This window comes from Archangium sp. (genome assembly GCF_036277355.1).
In the GTDB taxonomy this organism is placed as follows: Bacteria; Myxococcota; Myxococcia; order Myxococcales; family Myxococcaceae; genus Archangium.
Window position 1 is genome coordinate 14,406 of sequence record NZ_DASUNC010000077.1, and the last position, 20,596, is coordinate 35,001.

Below are 20,596 nucleotides of genomic sequence, written 5' to 3' on the forward strand. Positions count from 1 at the left end.
CTGTGCTCAGGCGGCCTGCTCGTGGACCACCCGCTCGTCACCGACGATGAGCCCGTCCGCCAGGCGCACGATGCGGTCTCCCACCTCGGCGGCCTTCAGATCGTGCGTCACCATCACCACCGTCAGCCCCCGCTCCCGCGTGGCCTCGCGCAGCATCCGCAGCACCTCGGCGCCCGTGCGCGAGTCCAGGTTCCCCGTGGGCTCGTCCGCCAGCAACACCGCCGGCTCCATCAGCAGCGCCCTCGCCACCGCCACCCGCTGCATCTCTCCACCGCTCAGCTCGTCCGGCCGGTGGTGCGTGCGGCCTCCCAGCCCCACCGTCTCCAGCAGCGCCTCGGCCCGCCGCCGCAGCTCCGTCTGCTCCCGGCCCGACAGCAGACCCGGCAGCATCACGTTCTCCAGCGCCGTCATCGTGGGCATCAGGTTGAAGAACTGGAACACGAAGCCCAGCCGCTCGCGGCGGAACGCGGACAGCTCGTCGTCCTTCATCCGCGACAGCTCGCGCCCGTCGATGCGCAGCGACCCCGAGCCCGCCACGTCCAGCGCGCCCAGCAGGTTCAGCAGCGTGCTCTTCCCCGAGCCCGACGGCCCCATCACCGAGAGGAACTCCCCCTTCGGCACCGTCAGCGACACGCCCGCCAGCGCACGCACCTCCGTGCGCCCGCGCCGGTACACCTTCGCCACGTCGACGGCTTCGATCATATCTCCGCCACACCCTCGCGCTCGGCCCAGCCCTCCAGGCCATTGGGCAGGCGGATGCGCACGTAGCGGCCCGTCTCCTCCATGACGCGCACCTTCAACCCGGGGTGCACCTCGAAGGCCACCTTGGCCTCCTCCTTGGGGAACTCCCGGGCGCGCAGCGTGGGCGCGAGCACCACCGCCTCGTGCAGCGTCTCGTGCACCCAGACGTGCGCGGCCAGCAAAGCTCCGGACGGCACCGACGCGGCCAGCAGCAGACCACCCACCACCGCCGCCCAGGCCCGGTTCCCCGGGCGCAGCACGCGGAAGAGCAGCAGGAAGGCGAAGCCCGTCAGCCACGTCCCGAGGAAGAGCCACGCCACCAGGTTGCCGCTCGTGGCGGCCACCACGCGCTGCACGAAGGGCTCCTCGGGCGCGGCGCCCACCACCTTGTCGAGCTGCTGGGCGCGAGCCATCGACAGGTTGGCGTCCAGGTCGGGCCCCTCACCGCCGGCCCTGCGCGAGCGCTCGAAGGCGAGCACCGCGCGTCCCAGGTCTCCCTGCGACAGGTACGTGGTGCCGAGGTTGTAGTGGATGTCCGGGCCCCCGAAGCCGCGCGAGAGCAGCTTCTCGTAGCCCTCGCGCGCGGCGGCGTAGTCCTGCTTCAGGTAGGACTCGTTGGCCTGCTGGAAGAGGAGCTGGGCCTCCTCGGGCGAGTAATAGGCCTGTCCCAGCAGCGTGGCCACGAGGATCGCGGTGATGGCGCTCACTTGTCCCAACCCTCCATGACGGCCGCGGCGTCATCCAGGATGCGCTCGCGGGCAGCGGCCTCGGCACCGGGGGCGAAGCGTCCGGCGTCACAGGCCTCCAGCACGAAGCGCACGCGCTGGCGGCGCTCGGCATCCACCCCGGCCTCGGCCAGCTTCGCGTCCAGCGCATCGCGCGTGAGTCCACCCACCGGCGCGCGCAGCCGGGCCTCCAGGAAGTGCAGCACGGCCTTCTCCACCTCGCCGTAGAAGGCGCTGGAGCTGCCCTCGCGCAGCTTCTCCGCCTCGGCCAGCCGCTTGCGCGCCGCCTTGGCCCGCTGCCGGTTGCGGCTGCCCTCGTCCGGGTTGGAGATCCGTCCGCGCACCAGCCCCACCAGGCCCAGCGCCAGCATCAGCCCCAGGGGCGACAGCAACGCCGGCACGAAGAAGGGCCGCTGCCACACGGCGGACGCGGGCTCCTCGAAGCGCGCCTGGTAGCGCAGCGGGCGCAGGCCGTTCGCGGTGAGGACGTTCTTCTGCTCGGCCGCGGCGTCCGTCACGTGCTGGGACGAGGGCGCCACGGGCGCGGAGGACACCCCACCCGCTCCGGGCTCCACCGTCAGCTCCACCGGCTCCGTGCGCGCCACCTCGTAGCGGCCCGTCCGCGGGTCGAAATAGGGGAACTCCAGCGCGGGCAGCGTGAAGGAGCCCGTGCGCTGCGGCATCACCAGGTACTCCTGCACCCGGCGGCCCTGGATGCGCCACTTGTCCGGTATCACCTTGTCGGTGGTGCTCGGGTCGTACACCTTGAGCGCGGGGGGCGCCTCCAGCTTGGGCGGGGTGACGTTCTTCACGTTGCCCGCGCCCTCGAGGATGACCTTCACCGTCACCGGCTGGCCCAGCTCCACCCGCGTCTGGGACACCTCGAGCGACAGGTCCCACTGGCCCACCTGGGCGCTCGACATGCCCTTGGGCCCGCCCGGCGGCAGCGGCTTCACCTCCACGTCCAGCGCGTTGGAGACGCGGTGCACCCGGTGGCCGGCGAAGAGGAAGCCGGTGGTGATGTCCGCCTCGGCGGCGGTGACGGCGAGGGTGCCGCTCTTCACCGGGAAGAGCGCGCGGCGGCGCAGCAGGTAGGTGCGGTAGGGAATGCCGTTGACGACGCGCTGCTCGCCGGTGAGCTGCGTGGGGCTCTCCACGTCCTCGCTCCAGAAGCCCTCCAGCTTGGGCATGGTCACCGCGTCCACGCTGGACAGGTCCACGCGCGAGTAGATGTAGAGCGACAGCGTCACCTGCTCGCCCACGTACACCTGCTTCTTGTCGATGGTGGCGCGCAGGAAGAGGTCCGAGTCCCCGCGGGGAATCCGCACGTCCTCCTGCTGGCGCCGGTCGTTCGGATCCTCGTTCTCCTCGTCGGCGAACGGGTCCGGCATGCCGCCAAAGGGAGCGGGGAAGTTGCGGAACGGATCCGGCGGCTGGCGGCTGGCCTGGGAGCGAGGCGGCTCGACATGGCCCCGGCGCGCCGTGATCTTGATGGGCTCGGTGCGCTGGGTGCGGCCGCCCGTGGTGAGCACGGCGGGCGGGATGGTGAGGGTGCCCGGACGGTTGGCGCGCATCAGCAGCACGTGCTTGCGCACCGTCTGGATGACGGGCGGACCGCCGCCGCTCATCTCGATGGAGCGCTGGGTGCTCTGCGAGGACGACAGCACCTCGAAGTCCTCGGGGGACGGGAACTGCACCTGCGCGTTGTCCGGAGGATCCACCACCACCACGGTGAGCTGGAACACGTCCTCCGTGCCCACCTCGTTGCGATCCACCGTCTGGTAGAACTCGATGGACGCCCACGCGGGCATCGCCACCAGCCACAGGGCGAGCGCGGCCAGCGCCGCGTGGCCGCTACCAGTCCTTCTCATTGGGATTCCTCGGCCTCTTCTTCTGCTGGAAACGCCACAGCTGGAGATTCTTCTCGTTCTGCTTCATCGCATCCAGCAGGCGCTCGGCCTCCTGGCGATCGATCTCCGCCTGACTGACACCGGCATCCACCGAGTCCATTTCACCCTCGGTGCCACCGTCCGATTCGGTGCCTTCCTCTTCGCTCGGGCCGCCATCACCCTGGCCGCCATCGCCCTCGCCGCCGTCACCCGGGCCGCCATCCTCGCCGCCATCGGCGCCACCATCCTGCTGGCCACCGTCGCCCTGGCCCGCATCGCCCTGGCCGCCATCCGGCTGGCCCGCGTCACCCTGCCCACCATCGGGCTGGCCACCATCCATGCCGCCGTCCATGCCGGCATCCTGGCCGCCGTCACTGCCCCCATCCTGGCCCGCGTCCGCTGGCGTACCACCATCCTGCTGACCCGCATCCGGACCCGCGTCCGGGCGGCCGCCATCCTGCCCGCCGTCCTGGCCACCATCCGAGCCTCCATCCGGGCTGCCCTTCTGGGGCGGAGGCAGGTTGCGCAGCAGCACCTCGTAGTTGTGCCGGGCCTGGGCGTCCGAGGGGTCCATCGTGAGCGCGCGGCGGTAGGCCTTGAGCGCCTCGCGGGTGTTGCCCGTCATCGCGTGGACGTTGCCCAGGTTGTAGGTGGCCTTCTGGCGCAGCTCCGGCTGGTTCTGCGTGTCCGCCACGCTCTGGAAGGCCCGCTGCGCTTCCTCGTAGCGGCCCAGCTTCATCAGGGCGTCGCCCCGGTTGAACTCCACGGCCGGGTCGTTCGGACGCTCCTTCTTGGCCTCCTCGAAGGCCGCGAGCGCCTCGTCGTAGCGGCCGGCGGTGTACGCCTGGCGGCCCTTCTGGATGAGCGGATGCTCCTTCTCCAGGAGCCCCGCGGCCCCCGCGCCGGACGGCAGCGCCAGTCCCAGCGCGAGCAGCAACCCCACTCCCACGCGCATGACCATGACTCCCCTGCTCACGACGGCCTCCGGCGCGCGGACGGCAGCAACAACATGCCCATCACCAGCAGCACGAGCCCCGGCAGGGCGAACATCTGGAAGCGCTCGTCGTACCGAACGGTGACGCGGCTCTCCAATTCGCTCTTCTGCATCTGCTCGATGCGCTCCAGCACCTGGGCCATGGCCACGCCGCGCGGCTGGTAATAGAAGGCGCCGCCGGTGGCCTCGGCGATGGAGGTGAGACCCGCTCGGTCCAGGCGGGTGATCACCGTCTCGCCGCTGCTGTCCTTCTTGTAGTCCACGAACTCGCCGCGGCGGTTGTAGAGGGGGATGGGCTCGCCCTGCTCGGAGCCCACGCCCACGGTGAGCACCTGGACGTTGGCCGCCTTGAGCGCCGCCACGGCCTCGTCCACCTCGCCCACCAGGTCCTCGCCGTCGGACAGCAGCACCACCACGCGCTCCTTGGCGCCGCGGTCCGCGTTCTCCAGCACCTGCTTCGCCAGCACCAGCGCATCGCCGATGTTGCTGCCGCCCTGGGGCATCTGCTCGGGGTCCACCGCGCGCAGGAAGAGCTTCACCGCCGAGTAGTCCGAGGTGAGCGGCGACTGGATGAAGGCATCCCCGGCGAAGGCGACCAGGCCCACCCGGTCTCCCTTCAGCTCATCCAGCAGCGTGGTGAGCTCCAGGCGGGCGCGCTCCAGGCGGCTGGGCTGCACGTCCCGCGCGAGCATGGACTTGGAGGCATCCAGCACCACCACCACGTCGATGCCGCGGCGTTTCGTCAGCTCGCTCTTGGTGCCACACTGGGGCTGGGCCAGTGCCAGGCCGAAGAGCAGCAGGCCCATGCCGTAGAAGCCGCCCTGCACCGCCGGGCGCCAGCGCGAGGTCCCGGGGGCCAGCTTGTCCACGAGCCGCTCGTTGAGCAGCGCGCTCACGCGGGAGCGGCGGCGCAGCGCCGACAGCAGGGCCAGGGTGCCCACCAGCCCGCCCACCACGCACAGCGCGAGGTAGCCGGGCTTCGCCAGGCCCATCTGGTAGCCGAGGAAGAGGAAGCGCAGGGGCTCCATCAGCTTCCCGAAGAAGTCCGTCAGGAAGGTGGGCGTCACGGAAACACCCTCAGGAAGGTGGCGCGCAGGAGCAGTTCCAGCGCGGCCAGCCCGAAGGCCAGCAGCAGGTACGGGTGGTAGTCCTCGCGGTAGTTGGCCGTGGCCCCACCCTCCATCAGCTTGGAGCGCTCCAGCGAGTCCAGCACCTTCTGGAGGCCCAGCTTGAGGCCCTCCGGATCCGTGGCGCGGTAGTACTCGCCGCCCGTCTGGTCGGCGATGTCCTGGAGCAGCTCGGGGTTGATGGGAATCTCCGTCTCACGCCAGACGGTGTTGCCGAACAGGTCCGTGCCCTGGGGGAAGGGCACCTTGCCGCCCTTGCCCACGAGGATGGTGTAGATGGGGATGTTCAGCGACTTCGCCATGTTGGCCGAGTCCAGCGGCGAAATCTTGCCGGAGTTGTTGTCGCCGTCGGTGATGAGCACCACCACGCGGCTCTTGGCCTCCGAGTCGCGCAGGCGGTTGAGCGCGGTGGCGAGCGCGTCACCAATCGCGGTGCCGTCCTCGAGCACGCGGGTGCGCAGCTGGCGCAGCACCTCCTTGAGCACGCCGTAGTCGAGCGTCAGCGGGGACTGCGTGTAGGCCGCGCCGGCGAACACCACCAGGCCGATGCGGTCATTGACGCGATTGCCGATGAACTCGGCGAGCACCTCCTTGGCCACGTGGAGGCGGTTCTGCGGGCGGAAGTCGCCGGCCTCCATGGAGGTGGACAGGTCGAGCGCGACGACGATGTCGATGCCCTCGACGCTGGAGTCCCGCACGCGCGCGTCGCGGGACTGGGGCCGGGCGAGCGCGACGACGGCGGCGGCCACGGCGAAGACGCGCAGGAAGGGCAGCAGCGGCAGCAGGTACGTGCGCAGGCCGCGGCCGTGGCTGGCGAGCACGTGCGCCGCGGAGAAGCGCAGCACGGCACGGGAGCGCCGCTCGCGCCAGGCCCACCCGAGGAGGACCGGGATGAGCAGCAATCCCCACAGCAACTCGGGGTTATGAAACGCGGGGACCGGAGGCATGGGACACGGGAGCGGCCTCGGGGAGAGGCGGCACGAGAGGGGGCCAGGTCTTGTCCAGCAGCTCGTAGCCGAAGGCGAGCGCCTCGCGGCACGACTCCGGCGACGACTCGGCGCGGGCGTATTTGACCAGGTCGGACTCGGAGACGAAGCGCATCAGTCCGTCCTCGGGGAACTGGAGGGGCTGCTTGCGCCGCAGCTCCACCATCAGCTCCGAGCTGGTGCACTCCAGGGCGTCGAAGCCGTAGCGCTCGCCCAGGTAGCCACGGATGATCTCCGACAGCCGGAAGTAGAAGTCCTTCACCCGGCCCTGGGCGGGCAGGTTCTCGGCCTTGAGCCCCTCCAGCGCCTGGCGGGTGCGCACGTCCAGGGGCAGCAGCGGCTTGACCTCGGCCAGGGGGCGGTTGCGGTACTTCTGGAAGAGCCGCCACGCCACCATGCCCACGGCGATGGCGGCCAGCAGCCCCAGCAGCGCCCACACGAGCGTGAGGGAGCGGACGGCCACCTCGGTGGGCGGCTGGATGTCCTTGAGGTCCGCGCCCTCCGCCTGGGCGTCCTCGGGCAGCGTGCCGGCCACCTCGAGGGTGCGGCCCGGCGCCATGTAGCGCTTGGGGCCCTCCGGCGTGGTCACGAGGAAGGGCAGCTCGGGCAGCGTGAGCATGCCGAGGTTGAAGGCGGACAGCTTCAACCGGAAGGTGGTGACGGCGGGCTCCTTGCCCGTCTCCGGAGGCGTGCGCGCCTGGGACAGCAGCTCGAAGTCACCCAGGTCCGGCGGCAGCTCCAGCTCGTAGCGCTGGTCCGCCGGGTGGGTGATGACCAGCTCGTAGACGAAGGGCTCGCCGAGCAGCACCTGCTCCGGCTGCACGCGGGCCTGGAATCCCTCGGGCTCCACGGCCGGCAGCTTCGCGAGCGCCTGCTGGGACGGAGCGGGTGCCGGCTCCTGGGCCAGGGCCGGCGAGACGAGGAGGAAAGCACCGAGAGCCAGCCACCTCATGCCGCCATCCTCCGGGAGCGGGCGCGGAAGAAGCGCACCAGGGCCATGCCGTGATCATCGCCGGTGCTCAGTTCCACGTGGTCCAGCTCCAGCTTCTTGAAGAGCCTGCGCCGCTCCTCGCGTTGCGCCTGCATGGCCCGGGCGAAGCGGCCGCGGACGAGCGGGTCGCTCGTGTCCACGATGAAGCGCTCGCCCGTCTCGGGGTCCTCCATCTCCACGAGACCCAGCCGGGGGAACTCCTGCTCCAGCGGATCCTCGATGACCACGGGGACGAGGTCGTGCTTGCGGCCCACCAGGCGCAGCGGCGGCTCGTACCCATCCGCGAGGAAGTCCGAGATGAGGAACGTCACCGTCTTCCGGCGCGCCAGGCGGCTGAGGTAGGTGAGGCCGGCGGCGAGGTCCGTCCCCTTCCCCTTGGGCTGGAAGGTGAGGATGTCGCTCACCAGGCGCATGACGTGCGTGCGGCCCTTGCGCGGCGGCACCACCTTCTCCACCTGGTCCGAGAAGAGGATGAGGCCCACGCGGTCGTTGTTGGCGATGGCGCTGAAGGCGATTTGAGCGGCCACCTCGGCGGCCACCTCCGACTTGGAGCGCTCGCGCGAGCCGAACTCCTTGGAGGCGGACACGTCCACCAGGAGCATCACCGTGAGCTCGCGCTCCTCGGTGAAGACCTTGACGTAGGCCTCGTTCATGCGGGCGGTGACGTTCCAGTCGATGATGCGGATTTCGTCACCGGGCTGGTACTGCCGCACCTCGGAGAAGGCCATGCCCCGGCCCTTGAAGACCGAGTGGTACTGGCCCGCGAGCATGTCCGACACCACCTTGCGGGTGCGGATCTCCAGCTTGCGGATGCGGCGGATGATGTCCTTGGCGAGCACGGCGCGCCCCCTGGGCTGTCCCGGGTGGGGTTACGGGACCTCGACGCGATCGAACACGCGCTGGATGAGCTTCTCGGTGGTGAGCTCCTCGGCCTCGGCCTCGTAGGTGAGGGCGATGCGGTGGCGGAGCACATCGAAGGCCACGGCCTTGACGTCCTCGGGCGTGACGAAGCCGCGGTGGCGCAGGAAGGCGTGGGCGCGCGAGGCCTGGGTGAGCGCGATGGTGGCGCGCGGGCTGGCGCCGAACTGGATGTAGTCGGCCTGGTCCTTGAGGCCGTAGCGGCCCGGCTCGCGCGTGGCGAAGACCACGTTGAGGATGTAGTCCTTCACCTTCTCGTCCATGTAGATTTGAGTGACGAGCTCGCGGGCGCGCACGAGGTGCTGCAGGTCGATGACCTTCTGGGCGGACGGGGGCTTGCCGCCGGCCATGCGGTCCATGATGACCTTCTCCTCCTCGCGGGTGGGGTAGCCCACCTTCACCTTGAGCATGAAGCGGTCCACCTGCGCCTCGGGCAGGGGGTAGGTGCCCTCCTGCTCGATGGGGTTCTGGGTGGCGAGCACGAGGAAGGGCGAGGGCAGCGGGAAGGACGTGTCACCGATGGTGACCTGGCGCTCCTGCATGGCCTCGAGGAGGGCGGACTGCACCTTGGCGGGGGCGCGGTTGATTTCGTCGGCCAGCAGGACGTTGGCGAAGACGGGGCCCTTGCGGACGGTGAAGTTGGCCGCCTGCTGGTTGTAGATCATCGTGCCCACCACGTCCGCGGGCAGCAGATCCGGGGTGAACTGGATGCGCATGAAGGAGGCGCTGATGCTGTCGGCGATGGTGCGCACCGTGAGCGTCTTGGCGAGGCCGGGCACGCCCTCGAGGAGGACGTGGCCGTTGCACAAGAGGCCGATGAGGATGCGCTCCAGCATGTAGCGCTGGCCGACGATGACCTTGCCGACCTCCTGGTTGAGGAGCTCGACGAAGCTGCTCTCCTGCTGGACGCGCTCGGTGAGCGCCCGGATGTCCGTGTTCATATGTGCCGTCTCGACTGTCCCTGGAGGAGGCGGGCAGCCTAGGAGGTGTAGGTACGCCGCTCAACACCCCATCACGCCCGACATTCCAGTAATTTCAGGGGCCCATGTCCCCGGAACCCTCCAGGAACGACCCTCGGGAGTACCCCAAACCACATCGGGGCGAAGAACGCCAACCTTCTGGAGGGGTCCTCCCCCGCGTCCCAGGGCCGGTCGAGGCGGAGCTGCTGGGGGAGCTGGCCCCCGGGGTGGCCTCCCGGGAGTGCCCCCTGCGAGGGGGTGGAGGGCTGCGGCTGTTGGAGGGGGGAGCGGGCCGGGCGGTGGTGTTGCTCCATGGCCGGGGGAACGCGGCGAGCATGTGGTTCCCGCTCCTGGGTGAGCTGGCCCGGGAGCACCGGGTACTGGCGGTGGATCTGCCGGGATTCGGGTGCTCGTCGGTGTCCCAAGGGCCCCTGGAGACGGCGGAGGACGGACTGCGCTTCTTCGTCGAGCCGGTGGAGGAGGTGCTGGCCACGCTGGCGCCGGGGCCGATGACGCTGGTGGGGCACTCGCTGGGAGGGCTGGTGGCGCTGGAGCTGGCGCTGCGGGGGCGGGTGCCGGTGGAGCGGCTGGTGCTGGTGGACGCGATGGGGCTGGGCCCGGAGATGGCGCGGGACGCGCGGCTGTTCTTCCGGGTGGGCCCGGAGCGGATGGCGCGGGTGCTGGGGCCGAGGCTCTTCGGCCGCATCGCGCCGCTGCCGGACACGCCGTTGAACCGGAGGCTGGCGGCATTGGGGTACGAGCTGATGACGGTGCCCGGGGGGAGACCCGAGGCCACGCGGGCCTTCAACACGCTGGTGCCCTTCACGGGCGGCGTGTTCCACCGTTACGAGCGGCTGGGCGAGGTGAAGCAACCCACCCTGCTCTACTGGGGCGAGCACGACACGGTGCTGCCCGTGTCACTGGCCGAGGCCGCGGCGAAGGTCATGCCCGATGCGCGGCTCGTGCGGGTGCCCGCAGGACACAGCCCGCACCTGGAGCAACCAGCTGACTTCCGCGTCCAAATACACTGACCTGCGAATCCAGATACAACGTCTGACCCATCGGCCCGTCACGAGCGGATTGAACTCCGTCAAGGGGCTCGTGATAGAAGCCCCGCCCCATGCCATTGTCTACCCGCGTCCGCGTTGTCCTGATGAGCAGTGTCTGTCTATGGGGTTGCGAGCAGGCGAAGACGGAGCCCACGTTCGACTACGGGCCCAAGCGCGGGCTGGTCGCGCAACTGCGGAGTGCGCTCGAGAAGGAGCCCTGCGACCGAACGAAAGCGGTGCAGTACATCCAGGCCGTGTTCTCCGCCGGGGACTGGCGCGGAAGCATCCAGTTCGCCGACGGCTTCAGCGCGCGGTGCGGGAAGTTCCCCCAGCTCCGGTCCATCAGCTACTCGGCGCACATGCAGCTCAGTGAGTTCGACCTCGCCATCCAGGATGCCACGGAGCTCATCGACAGCGCGCCGGGCAATGCCGGGTATTGGGTGTGGCGAGCCCTGGCCCACCAGTCCCGTGAGCAGTCCGAGCAGGCCCTGGGCGATTTCCAGCAGGCCTTCCGCCTCCAGCCAGAGCAGTTCCAGGTGGCCAACCAGCTGGCCACTGCCTACGAGCGGCTGGACCGGCCGTGTGACGGCCACCTCGTGATGCTGGAGCATCAGCAATCCAGCATCGAGTCCGTCGGACGGCCCGAGGTGACGAAGCGGATCGCCCAGTTGGCCGCCATGGGGTGCGAGTCCGGGAAGGGCAAGGCGGTGGTGGCGGTCAGCAAGACGGGCACCATGTGGGTGGAGCCGCTGGTCAATGGCAAGACGCGCGGCCGGTTCATCCTGGACACCGGAGCGAACACGGTGGCCGTGTCTCAGGCGTTCGCGGACCGGCTCGGATTGAAGCTCGAGGGCGCCCGGAAGCTCTCGTTTCGCACGGCCCAGGGCCTCATCCAGGCTCCGGTGGTCCGGGTCCCGAGCATCGCGCTCCAGGGAGCCCAGGCCGAGAACGTCGAGGTGGCCGTCATGTCCACGCTGCCTCCGGACGTGGATGGACTGCTGGGGCTCGGTTTCCTGGCACGCTTCGAGATGAGGCTCGATGCGCAGGCGGGCCGGCTGGAGCTCTCGGAGCACAAGCGCTCGCGAACCTCGAGCAGCCGCACGCGTCAGTGAACGATGAAATCGAATTGCTCGATGACGGCTTTGAGCTCTTCCGGGGTGGTACCGAACTGCCTGGCAACGGTAGGAGCATGGTCGGCCAATGCCACGGTGGAGGGCGGCCATTTATAGAAGTTCTTCACGAGGATATTGCTGGAGCCTGGCCACTTGACACTGTTCAGCTCATGGCTGTGGCCAATGGGGTCCAAGATGGTGAAGCTCGGCCATTTGGGAAACCGCAGGGTATGAGGGTCACAACCGTGGAAGCGGCAACCATCCAGACGGGCTTCAGTGAAGTCGCAGTCCTCGATGGAACCCAGTTGGTACTCCGGTTCCGTCCCGTACTCGGGCCAGTATCCGAACTCACACCCAGACAAGCGCCCTTTGAAGCGGCAGCCCTTGAGAGAGGCCTTGATCCATTGCTGGTGGTTCTTCAACTCCTGCTTCACCTCGAAGGTGCAGTCGGTGAAACGTGCCCCGATGATGATGAGGTTCCTGGCGGAGACATTCAGGACAACGGTGCAGTTGCGTAGCGTCAGGTTGGGTCCAAGGAAGTAGAGCGAGTTCTTGTCCGTCAGTTCCAGCCGCTCGTTTTCAACGGCTTTGTTCTCGATGAGAACGCTGGTGAGCCACCCCATGGCCGCCCCTTTCAGAAGGTGAGCATCCGGAAGAACTCGCCCGCCATGCGCCGGCCATGCCGCGCCAGGTTCGACGCCGTCCCGGAGAGAATCTCGTACTGTCGGTTGTTGCTCAGGTCAATCACGTCGGCTCCTTGCTGGTTGAACTGCAGGCGCCCTCGAAACTGGGCCTTCACCGTTTCGTGTACGAAGCGGCCCCGGGCCTCGCGCTCCAACAAGTGCGCCAGCCAGTACTTGCCTTCTTTGAGGGCCTGGTCGATGGCCCTTTCTTCTGCCGGAGTGAGCCTGTGTGGCCCCCAGAGCCGGGCCGCCTCGGTCACAGCCTTCTGGAGCATGTCACCCACCTCGTCCTCGGCGGGGATGTCGTGGATGGACTTGCCAGGAGGCAAGTGCCACCTCTGGCCATTGGGCAGAATGACCTGCAGGTTGCCGCCCCGGTGGCGGATGGCGACGATGCCCGAGGAGCCGCCCCCGGAGGACGCCCCGCCGCCCCTGCCCTTCTTGAGCATCACCACCGCCAGGGGGCCGTGCGGCGTGGCCGCCACCGTCTCCACCGCCGCCACCGCCCGGGCCAGTACCCCCTCCGCGGCCACCATGACTTCCACCCGTCCCAGCACCGCCGCCCCACCCTGCGCCTGCCACCGCGCGTTGGCCACGCTATAGCCTGGTAGCGCGCGCACCCGCGCCGCCACCTCCGCCACCGTGCGCCCCGTCAACGCCCCCACCGCCAGAATCATCGCCCGCGCCGCGTCCGTGCCCAGCACCCGGGCGAAGCCCTCACCCGCCTCGCGCAACTCCTCGAAGGTGGTGGCCTCGTGCGCCCTCATGGCCATGGCCGCCCAGCCGTCCATCAGCCCCCAGAGCGTGTCCACCCCCAGCCACGCGACCAGCACGACGGACAGCCCAGCGGCCAACAGCTTGGTGGTCGGCTCGGGCACCAGCCAGAGGGCCAGGTACGCCCCGAGTGTCCACATGCACGAAGCCACCAGCACCTGCGGGTCCAACTCCCGCCCCAGTGCCGCCTTCGTCTCCTCCAGCACCGAGCCGAAGGACAGGGCGAGCGCCAGCGTGCGCCGGTCATCCGCCTTCAGGTAGGGAGCGTCGTCCAGCAGGCGCAAGCAGTCGCCCCCGCCCTGGCCCCGGGCGCACCACTCCAGGTAGTGGCGGCGCAGGGCCTCGTTCGCCTCCGTCGTCAGGTGGCTGTCCTCGTCCACCGGCACCAGCGACAGCACGCGGCCCTTGTACACCTCGGCCACCCATGTCCCACTCCCCTGCGCCCATTCCGGGTGCTGCTCCACCTGGTCCTTCAGCCACTCGAGCGCGGCCTCGCGGGGGCTCTTGCCGTTGAGCTGTGTCCGCCGGGCGTTCTCCCGCACCGCGCGCAGGAAGTCCGCCCTGGGCACCGCCACCGGCCGTCGGGGGCCACCACCTCCCGGCTGCAGCACCACCACCTCGTACTCCACCGCGCCCTCCAGGCCAGCACCTGAATCCGCGAAGGACTCCTGCATGGGCGCCGGCGGGGGCGTGAGCGATAAGGGGCGCCCGCTGCCCGTCAGCGTGCCGCCCGGCGGGTGGCTCGTGGTACACGCCCCGAGGAGCAAGAGGACGGGCAGCACCCAGCAGCGGTGCGGCAGCGGGCCTGCCAGGTGAGAACTCTTCAGACCGGGGAGCATACCGCACCTCTTCCGCCAACCCTGGGGGCTGGCGCGGATTGTTTCCGGGAGTACACGGAAGCCCGAGCGCGGACGTCAAGCCCTTGGGTAGGGAGAAGGGTGGAAGACGCAAGAGGTTGGCGGGAGGCGTGCGCGTCAAGGGAAGGTGACGTTGCCACTGTCTTCCGACGGAAGGGTTGGATTATCTACTTCCCAGGTCATGCCGTGGTAGGGTCCGCACCCGGCAACAGCATCGGAGCGCCTTCATGCAAGTCACGACCTGGTTCATCGCGAAGGAAGACGAGGCGGAGGCGATCGAGTCGATCGTCACCACCGAGGAGCACGCCCCGGAGGACTGGACGTATCTCGAGCTTCCGCTCATCGAGATGGAGCTGATGGCGCTCTCCGCCGCCCTCCGGGGGACGGAAGACATCACGGACGAGCGCACCCTGGAAGATCCACTCATCTTCCGGGAGGAGGACGGGCTCATCATCGCGCGCGTGGTGGAGTCCTTCATCCAGGCACTCGCCCGGGTGAAGGACGAGAGCGTGCCCGGCCTCGTCAACGCCTGGGTGGAACGGATCGACGAGGAGAATCACTCTCCAGAGGACCTGCGTGAATTCCTCTCCGAGATGGTGAAGTTCGCCCGGCAGGCGGTGGCACGCCCCAGCCCGGTGCTGTCGCTCGCGACGTTCTGAGTCCGGATTGGAGTCAGGAGTCCGCGCCAGTAACGTCCATGGGAACCCTGTACTCCCCACCCGGAGGCGCCCATGACCCGCGGATCCAAGACTCCCGAGCAGGACCGTACCGAGGGCACCGCCCGTCCCCGTGGCTACGAGCAGGTGGACAAGCTGTCCGTCCCCCTCCCCCACGGCACCGAAGTCACGACGCGCGTGGAGCGCGTGGCCGGTGACCGGCAGATCCCCCAGGGCGTGGTGGGCCGCGTGGTGCGTGCCCGGGGCGGCGGCTTCGACGTGCAGATCGTCGGCGTAGGCGAGCTCTGGTACGCCCGGGACGAGCTGGTGCCTCGCAAGCCGGGCCAGCTCCAGTTCGCGCTCCGGCGCGCCGCCACCTGGGACGCCCTGCGCCCCTGCGTGGTGCTGGAGACCGTGGTGGGCTCGCAGGCCTGGGGCCTCGCCAACGAGGCCTCCGACGTCGACATGCGCGGCGTCTTCGGCCTGCCCCTGCCCTGGCACTTCGGCCTCGCCGACAAGGCGAGAGATCTCGTCAGCGCCGATGGCAGCCATACCTTCTGGGAGCTCTCCAAGGCGGTGGAGCAGGCCCTCCGCGCCGACCCCAACACCCTGGAGATGCTCTTCGTCCCCAGCGCCCGCGCCTCGGACGAGCTGGGGCAGTGGCTGCTCGCCGAGCGCGAGGCCTTCGTGTCCAAGGCCATCTTCGGCAGCTTCGGCCGGTACGCCATGAGCCAGCTCGACAAGCTCACCCGCAGCCAGCGGCTCGCCGAGCACCGGGATCTGGTGCTCGAGTGGCTGTGCGAGGAGCCCGCGCCCAACCTGGACGAAGTGGCCCGGCGGCTCGCGGCCATCTCCCCACGCTCCGCGCCCTCGCCCGAGGACGCGCTGCTCGCGGCGAAGACATACCTCAAGCAGCTCTACCGCTCGCTGTGGGACCAGGGCCTCATCGAGGCCAACGACTTCGCCGCCCTCACCCGCTATGCACGCGGAGGCGGTCAGCGGCCTCCCAGCGCTCGCGAGCTGCGGCCGAAGAACGCCTACAACCTGCTGCGGCTGGTGGTGCTCGCCACCGGATGGCTGCGGGAGGGGGTGCCCACCTTCGAAGTCACCGGCACCTACAAGGCACGCATGTTGGACATCAAGGCCGGACGTGTCCCGCTGGAGGAGGTGCTGCGGGACGCCGAGGCCCTCGCCCCGGAGTTGGAAGAGGCCCACCGCACCAGCAAGCTGCCGCAGCTCCCGGACTACGGGCGCGCGGACCGTCTGCTGCGCCGCGTGGGCGAGGAACTCGCACGGCGCTGGGTGATGAAGGAGCCCGGGCCGCTCGGCCGTGATGCCCCCGCGCCTCCGGCCGTCGAATGGAAGGAGGAGGAGTCATGACCCACACGCTGATGACGGAGCACCAGGCCCGGGTGGCCAACGCCGTGCTCGACGAGGAGTCCACCCGGCGGTGGCACCTCGTCGTGTCCCTCTCGGGCGCGCACGCGTATGGCTTCCCGTCGCCCGACAGTGACCTGGACCTCAAGTGCATCCACGTCACCCCCACCGCCCACCTGCTCCGCCTGGAGCAGCGCGGCCCCGGGGCGTCCGCCGAGCGCCTGGAGGTCATCGACGGTGTCGAGGTGGACTACTCGTCCAACGAGCTTGGCCCGGTGCTGTTCGGTGTCCTCCAGGGAAACGGCAACTACCTGGAGCGGCTGCTCGGAGCGCATACGCTGCGCGGCTCGCCCGAGCTGGAGGCCGTGCGTCCGCTGGTGCGCGGCGTGCTGTCCCGGCGGCTGCACCGGCACTACCGCGGCTTCGCCCACGGCCAGTTGCGCGAGTGGGAGAAGACGGGCTTCCGCTCCACCAAGAAGCTCCTCTACGTGCTGCGCACGGCGCTCACCGGCACCCACGCGCTGCTCACGGGAAAGGTGGAGGCGGACCTCACCGCGCTGATGGACCGCTATGGCTTCAGCGAGGCGGGTGAGCTCGTCGCCTGGAAGCGGCGGGGCGAGCGCAGCGAGCTGCCCGAGGCCCTGTCCGAGCACTGGCGCGGCCAGGTGGAGCGGGCCTTCGAGCGGCTCGACTCCGCCTGCGAGCGCTCCGTGCTTCCGGAGGAGCCCCAGGGCACCGAGGCGCTGGAGGCGTGGTTGCTCGAGCTCCGGCGCTCACGGTTCTGATGCACGGCGGGGAGGACGGGGACGGGCACCCTCACCCCGTCCCTCTCCCGGAGGGCGAGGGGATGTTGACGGAGTGGGTTTCAGGTTCAGGTAATGCTCGCGCTTCGCCTTGGGGAACTTCTCGATGGCATAGCGCAGCAGGGTCCTCGGCATCTCCCGCGCATGGCGGTCGAGGAAGGCCTCCTCGCTCGCCAGGTCCCTGTTTCCGACCTCGCGCAGCATCCATCCCACCGCCTTGTGGATGAGGTCGTGCTCGTCGTGGAGCAGCAACTCCGCCAGCTTCAGCGTGTCCTTGAATTCTCCCGCACGGATGAAGGCCTGGGTCGACATGATGGCGATGCGCCGCTCCCTGAGCACCGGTGAGCGCGCCAGCTCGTAGAGCCACGGCGTGAGCTCCGGGTGCTCGAGCAGGTACGCGCCCAGGACCCGCGGTGCCACCGTGTCCACCAGATCCCAGTTGTTCAGCCCCGCCAGGTGCTCCCGGCAGAACTCGAAGAGCCGGTGGCGTCCAGCCTCGTCCGCTCGCTCGAACTGCGTCACGAGGATGAGGAAACCCGTGAGCCGGTGCTCGTGGACCTCGCTCCGCAACAGCGCTCCCAATTGCTCCAGGGGAAGGTCCTTGTGACGCCGGGCGATCCTCCGCTGCTCCGGCACGGTCACACCGAGGAACACGTCTCCTTCGGCGTACTCGCCCGGGCCTGTCTTGAAGAACCTCGGGTAGAAGGCGGCCTTCTCGGGGTCGGCCGCCCGCGCCAGCTCGTCCCGGATGCTCTTGGCGGAGGGAGTATTCACGGCCGGGAGTCTGGCGGGGACGCGGCCCGGAAGGCTAGCGTCCTCCGCCGTGTCCCATGACCTGCTAGACCTCGCCGCCACGCCCGAGCGCCTCCGCACGCTCGCCGATGCCGGTGTTTTGACTCCCCAGGGCTTCGAGCATGCCCTGCGGCTCGCCGTCGCCACTCCGCAGCGGGCCGCCTGGAGGCGCTTCCTGTCCGCCGTGCTGCTGGGCTTCGGCTCGCTGCTGGTGCTCTCCGGCGTCATCTACTTCTTCGCCTACAACTGGGCGGCACTGCACCGCTTCGGAAAGATGGGGCTGCTGCTGGCCGCCATCCTCGGGGCCTGCATCGCCGCCTGGCGCCTGGGCGAGACCCTCGCGGGACAGTTCGCCCTGCTCTTCGCCGCGGTGCTCGTGGGTCCGCTGCTCGCCGTCTACGGGCAGGCGTACCAGACAGGCGCGGACCCCTATGAGCTGTTCCTCGGGTGGAGCCTCCTCATCCTTCCCTGGGTGGTGCTCGCCCGCTTCGCGCCCCTGTGGCTGCTGCTGCTGCTCCTCGTGAACACCGGGCTGAGCCTCTTCTGGTTCCAGGTCGCCGATGGCGAGGGCACCACGCTCATGTTGGTGCTCGCACTGGTGAACGGCGTGGCCTGGGGGGCGCACGAAGCACTCGCGGCGCGCGGCATCTCCTGGTTGACGGGCCGGTGGATGCCCCGGGTGCTGGCGATGATGACCATGGCGCCGCTGCTCGGCCTGGGGGAGCTCCAGGTGGCGGTCCCCCGGGAGGGTGACAGCGCGAGCATCGTAGGGCTCGGCCTGCTCCTGGTGGTGATGGTGGCGGCGTACGTCTTCCACCGGCAGGTGCGCTCCGAGCTCTTCCTCCTCACGCTGGACGCGGTGAGTGCGATGACATTGGTCACCACCCTGGTCGGCCGCTTCCTGTTCAAGGCGAGCAGCTTCGACGCGGGCGTCTTCCTCTTCCTGGCCCTGCTCATCATCGGTGAGGTGGGGCTCACGGTCTGGTGGCTGCGCGCCGAGGCTCGCGGTCCGGAGGAGGCATAGCCATGGCGTTCAAACCCTCGCTACGGGACGTGTTGCCCACCTCATTGCACGAGCCGGCACGCGCCGCGCTCACGTCCAGCACCGAGGCCACGGCGAGCATGCCCTGGTTCGTGCGCATCCTCACCGGCTTCGGCGCATGGCTGGCCTCGTGGTTCCTGATCGCCTTCATCGCGATGGGCGTGCTCGGAGCGGGCGAGGAAGTGGGCGCCATCGTCCTGGGCTTGATTCTCACCGGAGGCGCCGTCTTCGTGCGCCACGCGGGAAGCAACGTGTTCCTCACCCAGCTCGCGCTGTCCACCGGGCTGGCCGGACAGGGCCTCTTCATCGGCGGCGTGGGAGCCGCCTCGGACGAGAAGGGCGCGGCCCTCGCCACGGTGGCCATCCAGGCGGTGCTCCTCTTCATCTACCCGGATCTCATCCAGCGCTTCCTGTCCACGTTCTTCGGAAGCCTCGCACTGCTGTACCTGCTGCGAATCACCGCGCCCGCCGTGCTGGCGGATGTGACGCTGGTGGGCATCACCGTGCTCGCGCACCTGCTCTTCCTGAAGCAGGCCAGGCTCCAGAGCGGACGCTGGAGCGCACTGGTGACGCCCGCGGCCTTCGGGCTCGTCACCACGCTGCTGTCCTCACTGGTGATGCGCTCCTGGTTCCATGAGCTCTACCGGGAGCTCTTCCGCAAGGGCGCGGTGGAGCTGCCCGCCGGGGTGCTGACGCTCGGGCTCGCCGTGGTGACGCTGTACTCGGCCTGGCGCGTGCTGGAGGAGACGGACTCCGAGCCCGGGGGCCCCGCGGGTGTGACGGCCTTCGCCTCGCTGGCCCTGACGGCCCTCCTCACACTCCACACGCCTGGAGTCATCGCGGCCCTCGGCGTGCTGCTGCTCGGCTTCCACCGGCGCAACGTGGTGCTGCTCGGCATGGCCGTGGTCTTCATCCTCGTGTTCGGCGTGGGCTACTACTACGACCTCCAGTTCAGCCTGCTGGCCAAGTCGCTCGCGCTGCTGGGCAGTGGACTGGTGCTGCTCGGCCTGCGGCTCTTCATCCTGCGCCGCTTCCCCGCGGCCGAGGAGGTGCGCTGATGCGCGCCCGCGTCATCTTCGGTGGTCTCCTGCTGGTGGTGGTGGCCCTGGTGGTGCAGGTCGTCCGCAAGGAGCAGGTGCTGGCCCATGGCACGCCGGTGCTGCTGGAGCTCGCCCCGGTGGATCCCCGCTCGCTCATGCAGGGCGATTACATGGTGCTCGACTACGCCATCAACCGCGAGGCCCGGCTGTCCAACGACACGGACTGGGGCGCGAGCTCCAGCACGGACTCGGGCCCGAAGGAAGGGCGCCTCGTGCTCCGGCTCGACGAGAACGGCGTGGGGCGCTTCGTCCGTCACGACACGCCCGGCACGCCTCTGGCCCCGGGGGAGTTCCTGCTGCGCTACAAGGTGCGCCAGGGCCGCGTGCGCCTGGGCGCGGAGTCCTTCTTCTTCCAGGAAGGACACGCGGACCGCTACGCGGGGGCGAAGTACGGCGAGCTCCGCGTGACTGGCGATGGCACCAGCGTGCTCGTGGGCCTGCGAAACGCCGAGCGCCAGCCGCTCGGCCGCGACACAGGAGACGCACCCGCCCGGGTCAATTGATCTGCACGGAGCCGCCCTTGATGCGGTTGACTCCGGCCGCGCTCGACTCGAGCTGCACGCCCTTGATGATCACCTTGCCGTTGCGCCGCAGGGTGATGCTCGCCTTGCCACACGACAGGACGATCTCGTCCTGCCCCTCGATGACCACGCGCTTGCCGTCCACCCGGGCCTCCACCTGCTCGCGTGGGACACGGGCCTCCAGGAGCTCGTCGATCAACGGCGTGCTGCTCGTGGTCTGCACCAGCCCCACCAGCAGGGGGCGCGTGGGGCTCCCGTTCTCGAACAGGAGCACGGCCCGCTGCCGCGAGGCGACCGCCTGGTCCAGGCTCTTCGCATCGAGCGGCACGGTGGACAGGGCCGGCAGCGGACCCGCCGTATTGCCCTCGTAGTCCACGAGCACCCCGCGTCCCGGATCAACCCCCACCACCCACCCCACCCGGCTGCCGACGATGGGCTCCTGGGGGGCGGGGTCGTGCGCGGACAGCGGGGCCTTCTTGCCAGAATTCATGCTCATTCCT

At 69.6% G+C, this 20,596-nt stretch carries 21 protein-coding genes; 8 read left to right on the top strand and 13 right to left on the bottom strand.

Annotation, left to right across the window (positions count from 1 at the left end; all coding sequences use genetic code 11):
- Nucleotides 1-6: 6 nt before the first annotated feature.
- Genes VFZ09_RS21050 through VFZ09_RS21090 form a run of 9 tightly spaced genes read right to left on the bottom strand, consistent with a single transcriptional unit; the run spans nt 7 to nt 9,312 of the window.
- Entirely contained in the window at nt 7-702 is a 696-nt protein-coding gene (locus tag VFZ09_RS21050) for an ABC transporter ATP-binding protein (protein ID WP_329729420.1), read from the bottom strand.
- Nucleotides 699-1,448: an SH3 domain-containing protein gene (locus VFZ09_RS21055; protein ID WP_329729421.1), complete on the bottom strand. Its 750-nt coding sequence runs from the start codon at nt 1,446-1,448 to the stop codon at nt 699-701. Before VFZ09_RS21055 ends, VFZ09_RS21050 begins: the two co-directional genes overlap by 4 nt.
- Nucleotides 1,445-3,337: a BatD family protein gene (locus tag VFZ09_RS21060; RefSeq protein ID WP_329729422.1), complete on the bottom strand. Its 1,893-nt coding sequence runs from the start codon at nt 3,335-3,337 to the stop codon at nt 1,445-1,447. Before VFZ09_RS21060 ends, VFZ09_RS21055 begins: the two co-directional genes overlap by 4 nt.
- Entirely contained in the window at nt 3,321-4,316 is a 996-nt protein-coding gene (locus VFZ09_RS21065) for a tetratricopeptide repeat protein (protein ID WP_329729482.1), read from the bottom strand. Before VFZ09_RS21065 ends, VFZ09_RS21060 begins: the two co-directional genes overlap by 17 nt.
- An 11-nt stretch (nt 4,317-4,327) precedes the next feature.
- Nucleotides 4,328-5,377: a VWA domain-containing protein gene (locus VFZ09_RS21070; protein ID WP_329729483.1), complete on the bottom strand. Its 1,050-nt coding sequence runs from the start codon at nt 5,375-5,377 to the stop codon at nt 4,328-4,330.
- A 35-nt stretch (nt 5,378-5,412) separates the two neighbouring features.
- Nucleotides 5,413-6,423: a VWA domain-containing protein gene (locus VFZ09_RS21075; protein ID WP_329729423.1), complete on the bottom strand. Its 1,011-nt coding sequence runs from the start codon at nt 6,421-6,423 to the stop codon at nt 5,413-5,415.
- Entirely contained in the window at nt 6,398-7,414 is a 1,017-nt protein-coding gene (locus VFZ09_RS21080; RefSeq protein ID WP_329729424.1) for a hypothetical protein, read from the bottom strand. Before VFZ09_RS21080 ends, VFZ09_RS21075 begins: the two co-directional genes overlap by 26 nt.
- Nucleotides 7,411-8,292, bottom strand: a complete 882-nt coding sequence (locus VFZ09_RS21085; RefSeq protein WP_329729425.1) for a DUF58 domain-containing protein — start codon at nt 8,290-8,292, stop codon at nt 7,411-7,413. Before VFZ09_RS21085 ends, VFZ09_RS21080 begins: the two co-directional genes overlap by 4 nt.
- A 30-nt stretch (nt 8,293-8,322) precedes the next feature.
- Complete coding sequence (locus tag VFZ09_RS21090) at nt 8,323-9,312, bottom strand: MoxR family ATPase (protein ID WP_329729426.1); 990 nt, start codon at nt 9,310-9,312, stop codon at nt 8,323-8,325.
- 245 nt (nt 9,313-9,557) lie between these two features.
- On the opposite strand from VFZ09_RS21090, the gene VFZ09_RS21095 reads away from it, so the two are divergent.
- Together VFZ09_RS21095 and VFZ09_RS21100 are read left to right on the top strand one after the other, a co-directional pair.
- Complete coding sequence (locus VFZ09_RS21095; protein ID WP_329729427.1) at nt 9,558-10,361, top strand: alpha/beta hydrolase; 804 nt, start codon at nt 9,558-9,560, stop codon at nt 10,359-10,361.
- 89 nt (nt 10,362-10,450) lie between these two features.
- Nucleotides 10,451-11,491 carry a retroviral-like aspartic protease family protein gene (locus VFZ09_RS21100; RefSeq protein ID WP_329729428.1) on the top strand — a complete coding sequence of 347 codons (1,041 nt, stop codon included), beginning with the start codon at nt 10,451-10,453 and terminating at the stop codon, nt 11,489-11,491.
- Here the strand turns inward: VFZ09_RS21100 and VFZ09_RS21105 are convergent.
- Both VFZ09_RS21105 and VFZ09_RS21110 read right to left on the bottom strand, forming a co-directional pair.
- The gene (locus VFZ09_RS21105) at nt 11,485-12,114 is read right to left on the bottom strand and encodes a hypothetical protein (protein WP_329729429.1); all 630 of its coding nucleotides are present in this window, start codon (nt 12,112-12,114) and stop codon (nt 11,485-11,487) included. The genes VFZ09_RS21100 and VFZ09_RS21105 overlap by 7 nt on opposite strands.
- Before the next feature lie 11 nt (nt 12,115-12,125).
- Nucleotides 12,126-13,787 (bottom strand): hypothetical protein, encoded by a 1,662-nt coding sequence (locus VFZ09_RS21110; RefSeq protein WP_329729430.1) that lies wholly within the window; start codon nt 13,785-13,787, stop codon nt 12,126-12,128.
- Between the two features lie 245 nt (nt 13,788-14,032).
- Between VFZ09_RS21110 and VFZ09_RS21115 the strand changes: the two genes are divergently transcribed.
- The 3 genes from VFZ09_RS21115 (at nt 14,033) to VFZ09_RS21125 (ending at nt 16,623) form a co-directional block, all read left to right on the top strand.
- Nucleotides 14,033-14,464 (top strand): hypothetical protein, encoded by a 432-nt coding sequence (locus VFZ09_RS21115; RefSeq protein WP_329729431.1) that lies wholly within the window; start codon nt 14,033-14,035, stop codon nt 14,462-14,464.
- 72 nt (nt 14,465-14,536) lie between these two features.
- Nucleotides 14,537-15,841: a DNA polymerase beta superfamily protein gene (locus VFZ09_RS21120; RefSeq protein WP_329729432.1), complete on the top strand. Its 1,305-nt coding sequence runs from the start codon at nt 14,537-14,539 to the stop codon at nt 15,839-15,841.
- Nucleotides 15,838-16,623 (top strand): nucleotidyltransferase domain-containing protein, encoded by a 786-nt coding sequence (locus tag VFZ09_RS21125; protein WP_329729433.1) that lies wholly within the window; start codon nt 15,838-15,840, stop codon nt 16,621-16,623. The genes VFZ09_RS21120 and VFZ09_RS21125 overlap by 4 nt, the downstream gene beginning before the upstream one ends.
- Here the strand turns inward: VFZ09_RS21125 and VFZ09_RS21130 are convergent.
- A complete protein-coding gene (locus tag VFZ09_RS21130) occupies nt 16,612-17,415 on the bottom strand; it encodes a DNA alkylation repair protein (protein ID WP_329729434.1) in 804 nt (267 codons plus the stop codon). The genes VFZ09_RS21125 and VFZ09_RS21130 overlap by 12 nt on opposite strands.
- A 49-nt stretch (nt 17,416-17,464) precedes the next feature.
- On the opposite strand from VFZ09_RS21130, the gene VFZ09_RS21135 reads away from it, so the two are divergent.
- Genes VFZ09_RS21135 through VFZ09_RS21145 form a run of 3 tightly spaced genes read left to right on the top strand, consistent with a single transcriptional unit; the run spans nt 17,465 to nt 20,078 of the window.
- Nucleotides 17,465-18,457, top strand: a complete 993-nt coding sequence (locus VFZ09_RS21135; RefSeq protein ID WP_329729435.1) for a DUF2157 domain-containing protein — start codon at nt 17,465-17,467, stop codon at nt 18,455-18,457.
- Between the two features lie 2 nt (nt 18,458-18,459).
- Complete coding sequence (locus VFZ09_RS21140; protein ID WP_329729436.1) at nt 18,460-19,533, top strand: DUF4401 domain-containing protein; 1,074 nt, start codon at nt 18,460-18,462, stop codon at nt 19,531-19,533.
- A complete protein-coding gene (locus tag VFZ09_RS21145; RefSeq protein WP_414640725.1) occupies nt 19,530-20,078 on the top strand; it encodes a GDYXXLXY domain-containing protein in 549 nt (182 codons plus the stop codon). The genes VFZ09_RS21140 and VFZ09_RS21145 overlap by 4 nt, the downstream gene beginning before the upstream one ends.
- Here VFZ09_RS21145 and VFZ09_RS21150 read toward each other — a convergent pair.
- On the bottom strand, nt 20,071-20,592 hold the full coding sequence (locus VFZ09_RS21150) for a DUF6484 domain-containing protein (protein ID WP_329729438.1): 522 nt from the start codon (nt 20,590-20,592) through the stop codon (nt 20,071-20,073). The genes VFZ09_RS21145 and VFZ09_RS21150 overlap by 8 nt on opposite strands.
- Between the last annotated feature and the right edge of the window lie 4 nt (nt 20,593-20,596).